An 18151-nucleotide genomic window follows, 5' to 3' on the forward strand; every position below is an offset into this window, starting at 1 on the left:
TTTTCAGGACGTTATCGCAATCGCAGGCAGAGATTTGGTTTGCGCTTAAACCTAATTGCTGGCTTGCTGAACTACGAACTGGCACATGCCTCCTGATTCATGCAGGAGGTCTACTCAAATCCCAGAACCATCTAAGAATTGCCGGATCAATCCATCTTGCACACGGCAACTGGGCGCTGCTGCGGCTGGGATATCCGATACATGATGTCCGGCTCCTAAGGGAACAGGCATTGAGGCATGAGCCGGTTGTTGTAACTCTTGTACCTGTTGTTCTAGTGCTTCCAGACGGTCAACCAAAGCCCGAATTACCGCAGCCTCAGAATCAGGAAGGCTTCCATGTTCTAAGGGATTCACGCGGACGCCGGAACGATAAAGAATCCGACCCGGAACGCCTACTACCGTACAATCCGAAGGAACATCGCGCAATACAACCGAGCCAGCACCAATGCGGACATTATTGCCGATTTGAAGATTGCCGAGAACTTTGGCACCAGCACCGACTACGACATTTTCCCCCAAGGTAGGGTGACGCTTGCCACTTTCTTTCCCAGTACCGCCTAGCGTAACGCCCTGATAGATCAGAGCATAATCTCCCACAATGGCGGTTTCACCAATTACCACACCCATGCCGTGGTCAATAAAAACGCCCCGCCCGATTACGGCACCAGGGTGGATTTCAATGCCGGTAAAAAAGCGAGCTAAGTGGGAAATCAACCGGGGGATGAAGGGGATTCCCAGTAGTCTTAACCAGTGTGCAAGGCGATGAAATAGCAGCGCTTGCAAGCCGGGATAGCAAAATAAAACCTCCAGCCAGTTACGGGCTGCTGGATCGCGCTCGAAGATGATGCGAAAGTCAGCTAGAAGCGTAGATAGCACGAGTGGATATCCATTTTGGCACTACAGACCACTCACTATCATATCGTTCCGAGTGAGTTTCTAAGGTAGGGGAACCGCACCGAAGTTTTAAATTTTGGATGGCGGTGTGAGAATGATGACAGGTCAAGACTTAGACTCTAAATCATCTAAAAAATCTGGGGTTCTATTCTGGTTGCACAGAAAGCGTATAATCCCATCTTTGCCGCTCTTTGATGGAACCTACCCAAATACTATAGTTGCCTGATTTCCAGTCTGAGTCTGTGATACTCGCATCTTTGTTGGAACCCGTGTCATCGCCACAGCGAATGGTACCATCAGGCCCCTTGATGACTAGAGTGGTGTCCTTGCCTCCAGTATTTACTTTTACTGTCAGATTGGGGAAACCTTTCTTCACCACCATGATATGGTCGGGAGTTTCGTCGCCCCCATAACCAATACAGGGGTTGTTCTGGCGATCGCGATTAGCGATCGCTGACAGGGAGAATGCTCCGCTGGTATAACCAGTCACAGATGCCTTGCCACTTCCATCAACAATCAAACGGTCAAAATTTGCTTCTTTTGCTAAAACGGCTGTAGCGCTGAAAACGGTCAGTAAAGCTAGAATTCCAAAACGCCTAAATTGCATGGCAAGTACCTCTTCTCAACTACGGTATTTATTTTCTCTCCGTAGATGAGTACGGAATATAGATAAGCCTACTTATAGTTGTAATCAAAACGGTTCTCTCTATTGGCAGTATAGGTGCCAGATGTATGTCTGCCACATGAATCACCAATTTTTTGTTGCAGTATTTTGTTGCCCTATTTTGTAGGAGGTTGTGTGCCCCTCGTTATCTTGATGATGCTGCTGTTTGTCACCAGCTGGTTCTTCTCGGAAGTTTTAGTGTTATTTCCTTTGAGCATTTTGAATTTAGTATCAATCCCCCAATGGTTGATGATGGTAGGGATCTTGATCTTGTTTGCCTGGTGTTTTGGGGAATAATGCTCAACTGTGTGCGTGTTGGCTCAAAAAATCGAGAGCATCTTCAGCCTTTTAAAAAATGCAAATTAAAGAACTCCACCCCAGCGGGAACGTTTGGGGCGGGGTTCTTTAAAATTCCGCTACCTATTCTCTAGCACAGGCTAACCAGCAAGAGAATAGACCATTAACTACTCTTAAAAGGGAGAATCAGCTAACTCGCGCTCAAGCTCAGCGTCTGTCACTAGAGGCAGTACAACCTGCTGTTCCGAATAAGGGAGAGAGTGGGGACTCTTAAAGGTTTTCTGAGCATCCGCTTTTTGACACGCCATCATGGTTTTGACGTGTTCGCCTTCGTCATCCCGGATGTTGACGAAAACGTCATAGAGGTTATCAACCGCAGGGCGGCGAGATTCGGGGACTACGCCGGTTTGAAATTCATCAAATAGGTAGAGATCGCCGTCCCGGTAGTAGTTGATCGCAACTTGGGGCGCGGGTTTGGTTTTCAATTCGGCTTCATGCTCGCGCAAGAAGGCGTCGTAGGTATGATGGGCGTGTTCTTCCACCATTTCCATGAAGTTATAGGCGGTGCGGGGCGACGCGATGTAAAGTCCTACAACTACCCAGTAGTAGAACAGGGCTGTGGTTTGGGCAAGGAAGCGATCGCTCCAATGTTGGTTTCCCCCTAACGATTCCATAATCAGCAGGTGGTGCATTTCATTCCAAGATTCAGCGAAGTGAACCTTGAGCCAGTCAGCTTTTCGCCACCAACCGAGGGTTTCGTAAAGGTGTAAAACTGATAGGAAGGAAAAATAGGGGACGCGAGCCACTGTTTCTAGCACGTAGAAGCGCTGATAAGGGCGATCGCGATAAAGCGTGTCGATCGCGAACACAAGCACGCTAACCAGAAATCGAATCATTAAGTCCTCCCTTAGGAGTGAGAAGAATGGCTGAAAATTCAGCCTGGAGGAAGATGCTGTTGGGTTTTTCTTTCCTCTTACTTTGATCGTAGCGCTCCCCGTAGCGATGGGTATCGCCTGAGTGGGTGAACTAGGGTGAGAAGTCCGAACATTAGGGTTCGGGTTGCACTTACCTAACCCTCCAGCCATCTTCAAAGCCCCGCTCCGCTTCGGAGAGGGGTTTGGGGAGAGGTCTGCCAACTTCTACACCGTAGGGAACGCGATTAGGGCGCTAAGTTCCTACAGCACCAAGCTCAAGTGAGAACCGCTGGGGGTTTTATACACTTCAATCCGAGTCTGGAAGGCTTCTTTGAATTGCGGCATATGGGTGACGGTGAGGATGCAGGCGAAGTCAGGCGCGATCGCATTAATTGCGGCAATCAAGCGATCGCATCCTTCCGCGTCTTGGGTGCCAAATCCCTCATCAATAATCAGCATTTGCAATGCTGTTCCCGCACGCTGCGCCAACAATTTCGCTAAAGCTAGACGAATCGCAAAGTTAATCCGAAACGCTTCTCCGCCCGAATAAGTTTCGTAAGGGCGGGTGCCGCGAGCATCGGCAATTAAAATATCTAAAGTGTCAATCATTTTGCTAGCTTTTTTTGCAGAGCGTCCACTCCGCCCTGCTTTCTGAGTAACAAACTGTACGTGTAACTGGTTCCCACTAAGCCGAGAGAGGAGAGTATTCGTTTCTGCTTCCAATTGAGGCAGAATATTTTCAATCATCAGAGTCTGGATGCCATTTTTGCCAAAAGCTTGCCCCAATTCCTGGTAAACGCGATATTGCTGTCGCACCTTGGCGTGCTGAGCAGTGAGTGCGTCATGCTGAGTTTGAAGCGTTTCTAGATAATGTTGTTGTTGTTGCAAGCTTCCTAACTGGCGTTGCTTCTCGTCGAGTTGCAGACGCCGCCGCTGTATCTGCTGTTCAATCGTTGTAATTTCGGCTTTCGTATCGGGTGTTTGTTGCAACTGGCGAACGATGGTGTCTATCTGAGTCGTCATCTGTTGCAAATCTTGCGATCGCATTTGCAACGATTGCTCCAAATCTTGCGATCGCTTTAATAAAGAAGGATATTGCTGTTGCGCGGAAGCAAGTTCCTGATAACGGACTTGCCACGACTGAGACTTGCGTAAAGCGGTTCTAAGCGCGTCGTGCTGCGATCGCTCGTAACCAATTTCCGCCATTTCTCGATCGAGTGCTTCAAGCTGCCGCGATAATTCCGAATTCACTTGCAGTTGTTGCATTTGCGATTGCAGATTCGCAATTTTCGCCACCAATTCTGGCATCTGAGCGTCTATTTGAGCTTGACGCCGCTGCGCTTGTTTAACTTCTGCTTGCTTAATTTCTGCCCAGCGCCAGCGCTCTACCTCACCTCTCGCTAGAGCATGGTCTTGCTCATTGTAGTTAAGTTGTTGCAACTGTTGCTCAAGGTGGCGCAGTTCTTCTTGTCGATCCGGTGCATAGTTACCGGAGGAAAGCGATCGCTCAATTTGTTGTTTTTCTACCTCAATTTGTTGCAGGCGCGTCTGGATTTCAGCCATAGCGGTACTTTCCGCTGCTAACTGTCCCCGTTGTTCGCGCAAGGAATCGTAGTTTGCCAATGCTTGGGCAATTTCGGTGATTTCCTTCCGCAACCCCTGTAGCTGGTACTCACAGACCGCGAGTAGCCCTTCTACATCCCAAAATTGATCTTGAATTCCCTGTTGCTGATCGTGGGTTTTTTGCACCACTAGCTGCCAGTGGTGTTCGTCAAGAGGGCGATCGCATAAAGGACAACTGGCATTTGGCGTCTGGATCAGTTGCAGTTTTTGGTCGATTTCTGCCAGTTTAGTTTCGCATTCTTTTTGAGCCGCCTGAAGGCGATCGCGAGAACTCCGCTGTTGCAGTTCTTTCTCCTGCACCCGTTCCTGATAGACGCGCTTTTTGTCAAGTTGCTGTATTTGACTTTGAACTTGTTGTAATTGCTGTTGTAACTGGGGTAGGCGTTTTTGCCTGTCTTGCAACTGGGCGGCGGATTTACGAAGTTCTTCTAATCTGGCAGATAATCGAGCTTGAGCACGATCGAGTTCCATCTGCACTTGTCCGCGACGTTGCACCAAGGGGGCGACTTGTAACTGCAACCGATCGAGATAACTGACATAACCCCGCGCCTCTTGGAGTTGTTTTAATCCGGCTTCTACTTCTTCGGTGCGGCTGAGGATTTGCTGAATATCTGCCCTAGATTGCCGTACCGCTTCTAGCTGTCCTTGCGCTTGTCGCAGTTGCAGGTTAAGTTCGTTAATTTGCTGCTCAAGCCGTCGTTGGAGTTGTTGCCGTTGCTGTTGAGCATCTTGGTAAGCTTGTGACTTCGCGGTGAGCGTTTCTTCCTGGGTTTGCAAATCTTGGTAGTGAGCATACCCCGCCGTAATTTGTTCTTTTTGATTCAGTAAAGCTTCTAATTGTTGTTGTTGCAGTTGAGCTGTGGCAATTTCTTGGCGATAGCGATCGCAATCTTTTGTGAGATTTTGATATTGCTGCCGAACAAAGCTCAGTTGTTGTTCCCAAGTTTGCCGCTGATGCTGGATTGCTAGCAAACTTTGGACTTTTTCATTGTCAACAGCTTGGGCTTGCTGTAATTCTGCCAGTTGAGTTTCCAGAATTGGTTGTTGTTGAGCGATCGCATCTTTTTGTTGCAGTTGTTGCTTGATCGTCTGCAAATTCTGATCCAATTGCTCCGCCTGTCCTTTTAATTGGCGGGATAAATCCTTTGCCTGTTCTGCCAATTCTTCATATTGAGACAGTTTCAGCAAATCCGCGAGAATTTCTTTCCGTTCGCTGGGACGCTTGAGCATAAACTCATCCGCCCGTCCTTGACGCAGATAAGCCGAATTCACAAAAGTGTCGTAATCCAGCTTTAGGTGATGCACGATCGCTTCCTGCGTCGCCCGGATTCCGCGCCCGGTTAAAGAGCGAAAATCGCCGGATGATTGGACTTGAAATTCCAACGATCCACCTTGTCCCCGGATGCGGGTGCGAATGATGCGATAGGTTTGGCGATCGCATTGGAAGGTGAAATCAACCCGAACTTCTTTCGCCCCGGCGTGGATCACATCGTCTTCGGTTGCAGCGCGGCTTTCACCCCAAATCGTCCAGGTGATCGCTTCTAGGAGGGAAGATTTACCCGCACCATTAGAACCGCAAATACAGGCGGTATGTAGACCGCTAAACTCTAAGGTAGCCTCGCGGTAGCTGAGGAAATTTTTGAGAACCAGTTGCTGTGGGATCATTCAGGCTATAGCGCCATACCTTTTATGAGAAGTAGCAGTACATCTGCACTATTGTTTAGTTTAACGGTTGAAAAATCAGGTTTTTGGCAATTAAGACCGAATTTGATGTAAAAATTTCTGCTAAATCAAAATATTCGTGGCGAATGGAATTCGCGGCTATACAAACGAAACCCGCCTGTGCGGGTTTTAGAAATGCTGCTAGCTATTGCTCTATCTCGGCTTTGCGCCTATCCTTCTGTTCTATTTCTTCCCAAATCATCCAAGAAGCAACTGCAACAATTTCCAAACCTTCTTCAGTTGTCATCTCCTAAGTGCTGCTAAGATTTCTGCTTTTGTCATCAGTTGCTTTGGTATGTAGGGAATGCGATCGCAAAGTGCGGACTTATCAATTCGCGCTTTTAAGGCTAGGTTAGGCGATCGCATCACACCCATCATCCTAAAAAACTCAAACCCGCGCAGGCGGGTTTCGTCTGTGTAGCCGCGAATTCTATTCGCTGGGTTGATTATTTGCGCGATCGCCATTTGATGTAGAGACAAAACCACAACACCGAAATCCGGCGTCTGACAGCCTGACTTTTTTTAAGCTTCCGGAAGCCTGCCTTAGCAGACTCTTCAATTAGCATTACAGTCAAGACTTGGAGGATAAAGCAGAGTGTGCCAGTTAGCATTGCGTTAAGAAGCAAGTTTCAATCTTGTCTCTTTCATCATCTGAAGCCGACGTTTGCGATCGCTTGTATGCGCTGTATGCGTTGTATGAGTTATCAAAGAAACATCAGTGTTTTGTGGGTAGACAATGGCAGAGCGATCGCTCCGGGCATCTTCAGAAGGCATTCGGAAAGCAAAAAAGGTTGTTAAAGACCTAGGCTGGACGCAAACAGAAATTGGCGAAGAAGTAGGAACGACTCGCCAGCCGGTAGGAAAATTTTTCGCGGGTAAACCGATTGAGCGTCCTACTTTTATCGATATCTGTCGTTCTCTGGATCTCAATTGGGAAGAAATCGCTGAACCTGAACCAGAGGAGCAGAAGCAGGACACGGACATCGATATCGATGCGTTGGTGCAGGAGGTACGCGAAAAGATAAAACCCATTATTCAAGAACGCTGCGGCACAATGCGGGTGCTGGATATGGCTCAGCCGATAGGGTTGAATGATATTTACACTAACGTCAACATTCTTGAGAAAATCACTGGACGGCGGCGTAAAGATATCTCTGAATTACTGCAAGAGTGCAACTCTGAGAACATTGAACGCTTTGGGCTAGGCAGAATCAGTGAAAAACGAGTAGCAGGACTGGATGCGGTCAAGAAATATACCAAGCTAATGATCTTGGGGAAGCCAGGGGCAGGTAAAACGACGTTTTTGAAGTATTTAGCAATTCAGTGCAATCAGGGAAAATTTCAGGCTGAGCGTGTACCGATTTTTGTTACCCTCAAAGAGTTTGCTGAAGCCGCTAATAAACCGGGCTTATTAGAATACATCAGTCAGCAATCCGTAGGTTGCGGGGTTGTAGAGACGCAATTAAATAAGCCTCTACAAAATGTAATTAAACGCAGTCGGGCATTGATATTACTTGATGGGCTGGATGAAGTTAGAGAAGAAGACAATCAGCGCATCTTAAAGGAGATGCATGATTTCTCTGACCAATATCGTGACAATCACTTTGTTATGACCTGCCGGATTGCAGCACGGGAATATACCTTCGAGAAATTCACAGAGGTAGAAGTTGCCGATTTTGATGATGAACAAATTGCTACCTTTGCAAACAACTGGTTTAAGAATAAAGCTGTAAAACCAGAAACTTTTATTAAACGCCTCGAAGACAATAACCGAATCAAACAACTAGCCGCCAGTCCGCTACTGCTGACGCTGCTATGTTTAGCATTTGAAGAGTCAGGGGATTTTCCGGCGAATCGTTCCGAACTATACAAAGAAGGGCTGGATGCGCTGTTGAAAAAATGGGATGCTAAGCGCGGGATTCAGCGCGATCAAGTTTACAAAAAGCTATCAATCCAGCGTAAGGAAGATTTACTCAGTAAAATCGCCCTAACTACGTTTGAGCAAGGTGACTATTTCTTCAAGCAGAAAGCGGCGGAGCAATACATCACAGATTACATCCGTAATTTACCTGATGCCAATGCTGACCCGGAAGCATTGCAACTGGACAGTGAGGTAGTTTTGCGTTCAATAGAATATCAACACGGACTATTGGTGGAACGGGCTAAAGCGATTTATTCGTTTTCCCATCTCACATTTCACGAGTATTTCACTGCTAGAGAAATTGTTGTTGTAAAACAATCATCAGAGGAGGCGTTGCAACGTTTGGTTAATCACATTACCGAAAAACACTGGCGAGAAGTTTTCTTTTTAGCAGTTGGAATGTCGCCAAAAGCAGATCGTTTACTACAGTTAATGAAACATCAAGTTGATGGGATTGTAGCTGCTGATGAGAAGTTGCAGCAGTTCCTAATGTGGGTAAGTAAGAAATCTCTGTCAGTCCAATTTCCATATAAGTATAAGTCAGCAGCAGTCCGCGCTTTTTACTCCGCCCACACCCTCGACCTCGCCCTCGACCGCGACCGCGCCTTCAAACGCGCCCTCGCCCTTACCCGCGGCTGCGACAGCGCCCTCACCCTCGCCCTCGACTTCGCCCTCGACCTCGACAGCGCCCTCGACTTCGCCCGCGACCACGCCCTCGACAGCGCCCTCGACCTCGCCCTCAAAAGCGCCCTCGACCTCGCCCTCGACCTCGACTTCGCCCTCAAAAGCGCCCTCGATCTCGCCCTCGACTTCGCCCTCAAACGCGCCCTCGACCACGCCCTCGACAGCGGGCCAGAACTAAAGAACTCGCTGCAACAGCTTAGAGATCAATTACCTAAATGGAAAGAACGGGAACAAAGTAAGCAATGGTGGGAAGCTAACGGTAAAGCTTGGACTGAGCAATTAAGAGCCGTGATGATTAAATACCGTAATATAGATCACGATTGGCAGTTCAGCAAACAACAACGAGAATTATTTAACCAGTATTACGATGCTAATTTGTTGCTGGTAAAGTGCCTGAATAGTGATTGTTATGTAAGCCGGGAGGTACGACAGGAAATAGAAGATACCTTGTTGTTACCTATAGCAGAGATTGAGAAACGGAAAAAGGGATAGCTGTAGCGCGATCGCATTTTTTCTCCACTTCGCTAGAAAGCGCGATCGCATTTTTTGTAATTCTTCCCGAACAGCGCGATCGCACGTTGAAGATAGATTGTTTTACCTGTTGCAGATATTGATACGAGTGAAAAACGCGATCGCTAATTTTTTCTACTAAAGCAACTAATTTAGAGAAACCGCGTCATTGCTCATAGGGGATATTCAACTTTAATTAAACTGTTAAAAGCAAACTAAGCTTTAATACTTAAATAAATAATTTTCTATTTCTCAGAAACTTTTTGCAGCCACGAACTTCTAAGAAGGTATCAGTGAAAATACACAAAGTTCGTGAGTTCCTTATTTATGACTTCCTTAAACAACCTAAAGTCTGGCGTTTTGGTATTGATGGCTCTGGGCACATTTGCCGGTTCTGCTGTTGCTGTACCCATCAATGTTCCCGTCCCTACAGTTCCTCGTGCCAGCAACCCATCTCAGACCAAGACTGTAATTTCTTCGGGAGCTTCTATTCCTGTTAGATATGACGGAACGGCTGAAAAAATCTTGCTATCTCGAACCGAAAAAGTGCCTTTAACTTTAACAGTTTCATCAACTGTTAAAAGCAGTTACGGGACAACTTTGATTCCAGCAGGAACAAAGATTCTGGGTCAATTGGAACCCGCTGGTCAAGGCTCTCGATTTGTTGCTACCCAAATTGTTCTCCCCTTAGATGGAACTCGGACAATCAATGCCACTTCTCAAATTGTGACGAGAACTGAACAAATCAAAAAAGGTTCTAGAACCAACACAATCTTGAAAGGTGCCGCCTTGGGTGGAGCCGCCGCCTCTGCGATCGCAGCCCTGGTTGGCGACAAAGCGATCGCGACTGAAGAAGTCTTGGGTGGCTCAGGCTTGGGCGCTTTAGCTGGCTTATTCTGGGGACGCAAATCTGTTGATGTCATTTCCGTGAATCCCAGCCTTGATTTGAGGACTATCACCCTGGCTTCTCAGCTGCCAGTTACCGTCGCTCTACGCTAAACAGGGAATTCCTAATTTCCCTTGGTGATGCTACACATCAGAATCCGTCTGTTACAGACCTAAAGTGAAATGGTATAAGAACGCTCCAGCTCCCTCCCCGAATCGGGAAGGGATGGGGAGAGGTTCTTTCCCCATCGCCCTCTATTTTTCCTTCGCAATGCACTAAATCAGTGCAATTGTCAAGAAACAAATTCAGTCGCGAAGCGTCTTGACCCTTATCCGTATAATTGCTGAGAGTGTTCCCTATGTCTCGCTTCAATCGCTGGAAATCAGGAACCGCTGCACTCATGGCATTGACAATGACCGCCGGTGCAGCTGCCCCCTTCGTCATGCCTGCGCCTGCTGCTGCCCAATATTACGAATTTCCGCCTCCACCTGTCTCCCAAGTCAGCATTCCTTCAGGTACAACCCTCCCCTTGCGCTATAACAAGGCAAATAAAATCGTTGTGTCTCCTAAGGAAACGATGCCTTTAACGCTGACGGTGGCAACAAATGTCAGAAATACTCGCGGAACTATCTTAATTCCGGCAGGAACTCAGGTGATTGGTCAACTGCAACCCGCGACGAGAGGCGGTTCCCAGTTTGTTGCTAGAGAATTAGTTTTCAACAACGGGAAACGGCAGTATATCAATGCCTCTTCCAGAGTGATTACTCGCACCGAACAAGTTAGCCGGGGAACGAATACCAGTTCCATTTTGAAAGGTGCCGCCGTTGGTGGAGCCGCCGCAGCCGCAATCGGTGCTTTGACTGGAGACAGAGCGATCGCAACTGAAGAAATTTTGGGAGGTGCTGGTTTGGGTGCCTTAGGCGGACTGCTGTTAGGCAAAAAACGAGTTGATGTTGTTGTCGTTAACCCCAACACCGATTTAAATGTCACCCTGCGCTCGGCTCTAGCACTGCGCTAGCCTTTTTTCGAGCCAAGGTGTTTTATCTCGTTGTCTCCAAAAATAACGCTGTAGGGCAGGGTATACCCCTGCCCTACGTTTGTATAAGCGGTAAAGACGTTGAACGCAATGTCTCTACAATCTTTATAGGTTTTCTAAAAATTTTCCTGTTAGAGAGTTACGCGCTAGGCTTGCCTACACCAGGATTTGCCTCTTTCTTGACTTCAGGTACGATATCCGGGCGCTCCTTATCTTCCCAACCCACAGGGCGCTTAGAGTTATACCACGCAACGGAACCGATACTTACAGCGGCAATAAAACCTACCGCGTACACAGCAGTGGCAGAGACTGGAAAATGGGGCGTATTCGTAGCAACTTCCATCAATAAATGCATTCTTTGTAACCCTCTTATCGATTTTTGGTTATCGTACCAAAACTCAGGGGATCGTCTATCACCCCTGAGTTTGATCCCCATTGTTTTCGCGATCGCGCTTGAGAGTTAGGAAGTTGTTCTAATCGTTCCTAATTTTCCTTCCGCGCTGCTGGCGGAGCAGGAGGTGGGGCGGCATCCGCTGTTCTCCTGGGTGCCCGTGGAGCGGTTGGCGCAGAATTGTAAGTTCGTCTTCTCCTTGGCTGTGCAGTGCTAGAAGTAGAATCTGATGATGCCCTTCTGCGAACAGAACGCCGAACGGGTGCCGACTCCTGAGAGCTTGTGCTTGCTTGGCGACGAGAACGGCGGTAGCGACGGCTGCTATTGCTTGAACTCTCTTGGCTTTGAGAATTGGTACTTACTTGGCGGCGAGAACGACGGTAGCGAGGTCTAGATTCTTCTTGAGGCTGGACTTCTTGGCTGCGACGCCGTCTCCGCCGAGGCGCGCTCTCGGAGCTTTGGACGCTGCTAGTACGGTAGCGTCTACGCCGGGGAGTTTCTTCGCTAGAGCTATCATCGCTATCCGTAGCCCGACGAGACCGGCTACGCCGGGGGGTATCATCGTCGTCGCTGTTTTTGGAGATGATGCTTCCAGAGAAGATGCTTTTAGGCTTGATGGGCTTGATCGTGAGCTGGGCTTTACGTCCTTCTAGCTCGGTGGGTCGCTCTGGGAACTTCTCGACCGGGATATCTTTAACCACTTCCGCCATGAATTTATTCCAGGTGTAGGCGGCTGTACTGCTCGCGCCCCAAGTCGGTTTGTTGTCATCGTTGCCCAGCCAGACACCCGCAACCATTTGGGGGATGTAGCCAATAAACCACAGATCGCGTGCCTCATCCGAGGTGCCCGTCTTCCCAGCAACAGGTCGATCGTCTAGAGCGGCGGCGCGACCCGTCCCCTCATTCACGACACCCCGCAGCAACCAGGTCATAATCGCAGACGTATCTTCTTGGAGGACACGGTCGGGCTTAAACTTCGCTTCGTAGATAACGTTCCCGCGTCGGTCAAGAATGCGACGAATGCCGTAATTTTTGGTATGCATCCCTTTGGTCGCAAAGGTGCCATAAGCACTTGTGAGTTCCAGCAGGTTCACTTCAGAGGCACCTAAGGCAGTGGAATAGGTCGGTTTCAGTTCTGATTCAATGCCCATTTTGTGGGCGACATCGATCACCGTATCCCATCCCACATCGACCAAAACTTTGACAGCAACGGTATTGATTGAGCCAATCAGAGCATCTCGCATGGAGATCCAGCCCCGGTACTCTTCGCTGTAGTTTTTGGGGGTATAGCCGTCTACTTTGTAGGGAGCGTCCAGGTAGCCGCGATAGGGAGTGAAACCGGCAGCCATTGCTGTCGTGTATACAAACGCTTTAAATGTCGAACCGGGCTGGCGCTGTGCCTGAGTAACGCGATTAAACTGTTGCTTATAAAAATCTTTTCCCCCGACCATTGCCCGGATCTCGCCGGTACGCGGATCGAGCGCCACAAGGGCGGCTTGCTCGAAGTTTTGACCGCGACCGCTGTTTTCAACGGTTTCGATAACGGCCTTTTCCGCCGCTTCCTGCCATTCTGGCTTCAGGGTGGTTTCTACTGTTAATCCTCCAGCCTTAATCGCTGCTGGCGAGACGTGCTTGGGCAGTTCTTGTTGGATGTATTCGGTGAAATAAGGGGCAAACCTTTCGAGCCGCTTAGGACGGCTGGGTTTTGTTATCAGGGTGTCAGCGATCGCTTTCTCGGCTTCGGCGGCTGTAATGAACCCCGCCAGATGCATCTGTTGTAATACCAGATTGCGGCGCTCTTTAATCACTTGTGGATTTTTAATGGGCGAATATTGATTGGGTGCTGGTGGGATGGCAGCAAGTGTCGCCATTTCCGATAAGGTTAGTTCGTACACCGGCTTAGAAAAGTAAACCCAAGCCGCATCTGCCACGCCATAAGCACCTTCTCCCAAATAGACCAAATTTAAGTAACGTTCTAGAATTTGATCTTTGGTGTTTTCATTTTCGATTTTTTGAGCGGTTCGGACTTCCTTCAGCTTGCGCCAGACGCTACGCTCCTGATCGAGAAAAACCATCCTCGCCAGCTGTTGGGTGATGGTGCTACCGCCTTCTACAACATCTCTTGCTATCAAGTTAGAAAAGGCTGCCCTTAAAACTCCCTGGTAATCAACTCCCTGGTGTTTGTAAAAGCGTCTGTCTTCTATCGCAATGAAAGCTTGAATTAGCTGCTTGGGAATTTTGTCAATTTTGAGGGTTTCGCGAGTCGCTGGGCCGATTTGTTGAAGTATTTTGTTGTTTGAGGCTTTGATCGTCAAAGTCTCTGGTCGCATCAAGGTTAAGGCATCGCTGGTATCGGGTAAGCTACTCTCCAGCGACCACGCAGCAGTCAAAAGCGCGATCGCTCCTCCTCCCACACCTAAACCAATCCAAAATCGACGCTGATGATGGAGTGGGTTTTCTCCAGTGAATGGCTTCTTGACAATTTTAGGAAGCTCCTGAGTGGAGAAGCGCTTCAGCCGCAAGAGATTTCGCTTCAATTCCCGACGATGTCGTGATGCGTCTGCGTGTCCTTCGTCTTGTTCCTTGCCATCAATCGGAGTATCGACTGGTTCTTCTTTATTACCTACAGGAGTCTCGACTGGTTCATTTGACACCCCCGCATTGAACTTGCCTGATAAATCCTTCAGTCTTGAGATGAACTTGGTCACGTCAACTCCTCAATCACCAAAAACTTCTGGCGCAAAATTCCCTGCTTATTGTTGCCTATTTTATGGCTTGAATCCGGGATCTGTGCCTACACAATGTGAACTTATTCGCTTTTTGTCAAATTGTTATTTTTTTATTCCGTCAAAGAATACACCTAAAGTCATCCAGTTCCAAGCTTTGTTCCAGACCTTGTTGGTTGATAGCTTAAGTAACTTCAAGAAATGGGGCAAATCTCAAGGTATTTTCTACCAAACTCCTAATTATCAGCTTCTTGCTCTCTGGCTGAGCTTATTAGAGGAGCGGACGTGGTATTTGATAAAAATCTAGCTTTGAGAGGAGCGGGTTAGCGCTGAAGTCGGCGATCCCCCCTGAAAAATGTTTGCCAAGAACATTTCTCAGGGGGATCGCTTTTTGGGAACTTATCTGGAAAACAGTAACTTCGGTTTGTAGCTCAAAATATCCTTCCTAAGACAGATGCACCCGCTGGGATTAGTATAAGCGATCGCCCTTCTGGTGCCAATCCATCATGGACAATTTGCTTAACGTTTGTGCGTAATCTTCAGCCACCAAGCAGATAAATACATAAGTTATGAAGATTGCGACCAAAACTACTGGGTGCAGTAAGTTCTGTCAGTCAATTGATTGTTGATTTTATTTCGTTTTGGGTTGCTGTATTACCGCCTTATCGAGGTCAAGCGATGTTAATTGAAACAATTCTGACCGATCCTATACTCTTTCTAAGAATTATCATCCTTGTTGTGGCTTCAGTGACGCTACACGAACTCGCTCATGGTATAGCTGCTTTAAGTCAAGGTGATGACACCCCCAAAAAAAGCGGACACATGACCTTGAATCCAGTGATTCACATGGGATGGGAGTCAATTATTTTTCTTTGCATTGCTGGTATGGCGTGGGGACAAATGCCTATCAATCCCGCACGCTTTCGCCATAAGAAAATTAGCAATATTTTGGTTTCTATCGCTGGCCCTTTATTAAATCTAGGCTTGGGCATTCTGTTTCTTTTAATTCTAAAATTGGATTTCAGTTTGTTCTCGACAAAAATTCTGAGTTCTGAATTCCTCTACCTGGGTGCGTCTATCAATTTGAGCTTGTTTCTCTTTAATATGCTGCCTATTCCTCCTCTGGATGGGTTTCATGTATTCAGTGAATTTTTCCCGTCATTAAAACCTTTAGAAAGTAGCCCTTTTGGATTATTAGCTTTAACAATCCTCTTGGTTAGTGGTTTTTCTTTAGGTCTGGGTTTTATCGCGAATGCAGTCATCTGTGCGGTTGTTCCCTCAATGCAGGGATGCCAAGTTGTATTTTAGATGGATGCACTGCTTCCATCAGACTTTAGTCTGCGTCTATACAGAATAAGCCTGCGGACGCAGGCTTATTGTTTTCTAGTCAATTCCGGATTTGAGATTCATTGAACACAATCTCTATTAACGAACCGCATTGGCGGAGCCTGCGCGTTAGCGCTTAGACGCCTTAGCGTTCGCGAAGCGGCGCGGATGCGCGTTAGCGCTATAGGAGGCGAAGAAAGAGAAAGAAGAGAGATTATAAATCACTTCAGAACCCCGACTTCTTAAAGAAGTCGGGGTTCTCGCATTCACGAATCATATAGGACTGCTATAGTTAAATCTTATCTATAATTTTTTTTGCAAATCAATTGGCAGTAGCATGGATTTTGTGACGGGTTTGGGATTTTTGGCGGCAACTTTGACCACTGTAGCTTTTTTGCCTCAATTGTTTAAAGTATGGCAAACAAAATCAGCCAAAGATGTTTCCCTGGAAATGTTGATTATTTTCTGTTCGGGAGTGTTTTTGTGGTTGGTGTACGGTTTTTACATTCAATCTTTTCCGGTTATTGCTGCCAACTTGTTAACCTTAATTTTTAATCTAATAATTTTATCGCTTAAAATTAAATATGAATAGGATAATCTTTTAAGGTTTTACTTGCCTGTGATGTCTGGAGTTTTTGCCGCAGAACGTCTTTTATTTACACCCGCGACGCCTGACACCGACGCCATCCGGACTATATTTGCCTTCCCGAATGAGTACAGCGTTGGCATCACTAGCCTAGGCTATCAGGTGGTGTGGGCGTCTTTGGCAATGCGCTCCGATCTTGAAGTCAGTCGCCTATTTACAGATACTCATGAGCCGCTGCTGCGATCGCCCGAATTAGTCGGATTTTCCCTTTCTTGGGAATTAGATTATGTCAATATCCTCAATCTACTGGAATTGCTAGAGATTCCGAATCGAGCATCTGCGCGTGATGACAATCATCCCCTCGTATTTGGGGGAGGACCCGTATTAACTGCCAATCCAGAACCTTTTGCTGACTTTTTTGATGTTATTTTGCTGGGAGATGGTGAAAATCTACTCGGCAATTTTATTGATACGTATAAAGAAGTTAGAAACGCTACCCGACAAGCTCAACTAAGGCGTTTGGCGCAAGTACCAGGAATCTATATTCCTAGTTTGTATCAAGTTGAATATCACTCGCCGGATGGCTCGATCCAGTCAATTTTGCCCGTAGATGCGGAGATTCCCGCCGTCATTGAAAAGCAAACCTATCGGGGAAATACGCTTTCCGCTTCCACTGTGGTGACAGAGAAGGCGGCGTGGGAAAATATTTATATGGTGGAAGTGGTACGGAGTTGCCCGGAAATGTGCCGCTTCTGTTTGGCGAGTTATCTAACATTGCCGTTTCGGACAGCGAGTTTGGAAAGTTCGCTAATTCCAGCCATCGATCGGGGATTGGCGGTGACGAATCGGCTGGGATTATTAGGAGCATCGGTTACGCAACACCCAGAATTTGAAACTCTTCTAGATTACTTGAGTCAGCCAAAATACGACGATGTCCGCCTCAGCATTGCTTCGGTGCGGACGAATACGGTGACAGTACAGCTAGCTCAAACTTTAGCAAAACGAGACACGCGATCGCTCACCATTGCCGTTGAAAGCGGTTCGGAACGATTGCGGCAGATTATCAATAAAAAGCTGACGAATGAAGAAATCATCCAAGCTGCAATCAATGCCAAAGCAGGTGGATTAAGCAACCTCAAACTCTATGGAATGGTGGGAGTTCCGGGGGAGGAACCCGAAGATTTAGAAGCAACTGTGGCGATGATGCGATCGCTCAAAAAAGCCGCACCTGGGTTACGCTTGACACTCGGATGCAGCACTTTTGTCCCTAAAGCTCATACACCGTTTCAGTGGTTTGGAGTGAATCGGGACGCCGAAAAGCGGCTGAAAAGCTTAGAGAAGCAATTGCGCCGCGAAGGCATTGAGTTTCGACCGGAAAGCTATAATTGGTCAGCAATCCAAGCTTTAATATCCAGAGGCGATCGCCGACTTTCCCATCTTTTAGAACTGACGCGACACTACGGCGACTCTCTAGGCAGCTACCGCCGTGCCTTTAAAGAACTGCGAGGACAACTGCCGGATCTCGATTCCTACATCCACGCCAGTTGGTCGTTAGATCGAGTTTTGCCTTGGAACCACTTGCAAGGACCCTTACCAGTTGCCACCCTCCAGAAGCATCTAGCCGACGCTAAGGCTCATTTTCGGGAGGCTTCACCCTGCTTAACCTAGCCTACGGGGTGATTACGACCGTAAGGACACGGATCAGCCACTTCTGCGATTTTAGGAAAACAGCGATCGCACAGATGTAGTTGTTAGAAAGTCCCGTGAGACTCTAAGAAGAGTTTTATTCTCCCAAGGCAGGCTAACAGATGGTATTCGTAAAACCTCAATTTAATCGTAAATTTGCTTCCAAACTAACTAGACCTCTTGCAAAAGTCGTCGCTGGGGTAATATGAGGTCTGAAATTATGCGCTCGCTCACCTGTCTTCTACGCTCACCCCGGGTAATTCATAAGTAAAACTAATGAAATAC

General features: G+C 47.5%; 15 protein-coding genes and 1 pseudogene. 9 read left to right on the top strand and 7 right to left on the bottom strand.

The features are described 5' to 3' along the window. Positions 1 to 96: pseudogene (locus tag H6F52_RS25495) on the top strand (IS5/IS1182 family transposase); the annotation flags it as partial. 18 nt (positions 97 to 114) lie between these two features. Here H6F52_RS25495 and cysE read toward each other — a convergent pair. Both cysE and H6F52_RS19110 read right to left on the bottom strand, forming a co-directional pair. Further along, complete coding sequence (cysE, locus tag H6F52_RS19105; protein WP_190410358.1) at positions 115 to 876, bottom strand: serine O-acetyltransferase; 762 nt, start codon at positions 874 to 876, stop codon at positions 115 to 117. A gap of 163 nt (positions 877 to 1039) precedes the next feature. Next, the gene (locus tag H6F52_RS19110; RefSeq protein WP_190437743.1) at positions 1040 to 1501 is read right to left on the bottom strand and encodes a hypothetical protein; all 462 of its coding nucleotides are present in this window, start codon (positions 1499 to 1501) and stop codon (positions 1040 to 1042) included. 192 nt (positions 1502 to 1693) lie between these two features. Between H6F52_RS19110 and H6F52_RS19115 the strand changes: the two genes are divergently transcribed. Beyond that, positions 1694 to 1855: a hypothetical protein gene (locus H6F52_RS19115; protein WP_190437740.1), complete on the top strand. Its 162-nt coding sequence runs from the start codon at positions 1694 to 1696 to the stop codon at positions 1853 to 1855. A 173-nt stretch (positions 1856 to 2028) separates the two neighbouring features. On the opposite strand, the gene H6F52_RS19120 is transcribed toward H6F52_RS19115, so the two are convergent. The 3 genes from H6F52_RS19120 to H6F52_RS19130 all read right to left on the bottom strand — a co-directional run bounded on the left by H6F52_RS19120 (position 2029) and on the right by H6F52_RS19130 (position 6594). Further along, the gene (locus H6F52_RS19120; RefSeq protein WP_190536429.1) at positions 2029 to 2751 is read right to left on the bottom strand and encodes an alternative oxidase; all 723 of its coding nucleotides are present in this window, start codon (positions 2749 to 2751) and stop codon (positions 2029 to 2031) included. A 279-nt stretch (positions 2752 to 3030) separates the two neighbouring features. After that, complete coding sequence (sbcC, locus tag H6F52_RS19125) at positions 3031 to 6057, bottom strand: exonuclease subunit SbcC (RefSeq protein WP_190536430.1); 3027 nt, start codon at positions 6055 to 6057, stop codon at positions 3031 to 3033. 300 nt (positions 6058 to 6357) lie between these two features. Then, positions 6358 to 6594: a hypothetical protein gene (locus H6F52_RS19130; protein WP_190536431.1), complete on the bottom strand. Its 237-nt coding sequence runs from the start codon at positions 6592 to 6594 to the stop codon at positions 6358 to 6360. A 256-nt stretch (positions 6595 to 6850) separates the two neighbouring features. Here H6F52_RS19130 and H6F52_RS19135 point away from each other — a divergent pair, with 256 nt between their 5' ends. The 3 genes from H6F52_RS19135 (at position 6851) to H6F52_RS19145 (ending at position 11133) form a co-directional block, all read left to right on the top strand. Further along, positions 6851 to 9211, top strand: coding sequence for an NACHT domain-containing NTPase (locus tag H6F52_RS19135; protein ID WP_190536432.1), 2361 nt, complete (start codon positions 6851 to 6853; stop codon positions 9209 to 9211). 345 nt (positions 9212 to 9556) lie between these two features. Next, complete coding sequence (locus tag H6F52_RS19140; RefSeq protein ID WP_190536433.1) at positions 9557 to 10228, top strand: hypothetical protein; 672 nt, start codon at positions 9557 to 9559, stop codon at positions 10226 to 10228. A 245-nt stretch (positions 10229 to 10473) separates the two neighbouring features. Further along, the gene (locus H6F52_RS19145; RefSeq protein ID WP_190410366.1) at positions 10474 to 11133 is read left to right on the top strand and encodes a hypothetical protein; all 660 of its coding nucleotides are present in this window, start codon (positions 10474 to 10476) and stop codon (positions 11131 to 11133) included. Between the two features lie 157 nt (positions 11134 to 11290). Here H6F52_RS19145 and H6F52_RS19150 read toward each other — a convergent pair whose 3' ends face one another. Then, positions 11291 to 11506 (bottom strand): hypothetical protein, encoded by a 216-nt coding sequence (locus H6F52_RS19150; RefSeq protein WP_190410367.1) that lies wholly within the window; start codon positions 11504 to 11506, stop codon positions 11291 to 11293. Between the two features lie 128 nt (positions 11507 to 11634). Continuing rightward, the gene (locus tag H6F52_RS19155; protein WP_190536434.1) at positions 11635 to 14250 is read right to left on the bottom strand and encodes a PBP1A family penicillin-binding protein; all 2616 of its coding nucleotides are present in this window, start codon (positions 14248 to 14250) and stop codon (positions 11635 to 11637) included. Between H6F52_RS19155 and H6F52_RS25500 the strand changes: the two genes are divergently transcribed. From H6F52_RS25500 to H6F52_RS19170, 4 genes are all read left to right on the top strand, one after another. Then, entirely contained in the window at positions 14237 to 14575 is a 339-nt protein-coding gene (locus tag H6F52_RS25500) for a hypothetical protein (RefSeq protein ID WP_190437720.1), read from the top strand. The genes H6F52_RS19155 and H6F52_RS25500 overlap by 14 nt on opposite strands. A gap of 371 nt (positions 14576 to 14946) precedes the next feature. Then, the gene (locus H6F52_RS19160) at positions 14947 to 15576 is read left to right on the top strand and encodes a site-2 protease family protein (protein ID WP_190536436.1); all 630 of its coding nucleotides are present in this window, start codon (positions 14947 to 14949) and stop codon (positions 15574 to 15576) included. A gap of 355 nt (positions 15577 to 15931) precedes the next feature. Continuing rightward, positions 15932 to 16186 (top strand): SemiSWEET transporter, encoded by a 255-nt coding sequence (locus H6F52_RS19165; RefSeq protein ID WP_190410369.1) that lies wholly within the window; start codon positions 15932 to 15934, stop codon positions 16184 to 16186. A gap of 27 nt (positions 16187 to 16213) precedes the next feature. Then, complete coding sequence (locus H6F52_RS19170) at positions 16214 to 17848, top strand: radical SAM protein (protein ID WP_190536435.1); 1635 nt, start codon at positions 16214 to 16216, stop codon at positions 17846 to 17848. The last annotated feature ends 303 nt before the right edge of the window (positions 17849 to 18151 follow it).

Source organism: Coleofasciculus sp. FACHB-542 (assembly GCF_014695825.1).
In the GTDB taxonomy this organism is placed as follows: Bacteria; Cyanobacteriota; Cyanobacteriia; order Cyanobacteriales; family FACHB-T130; genus FACHB-T130.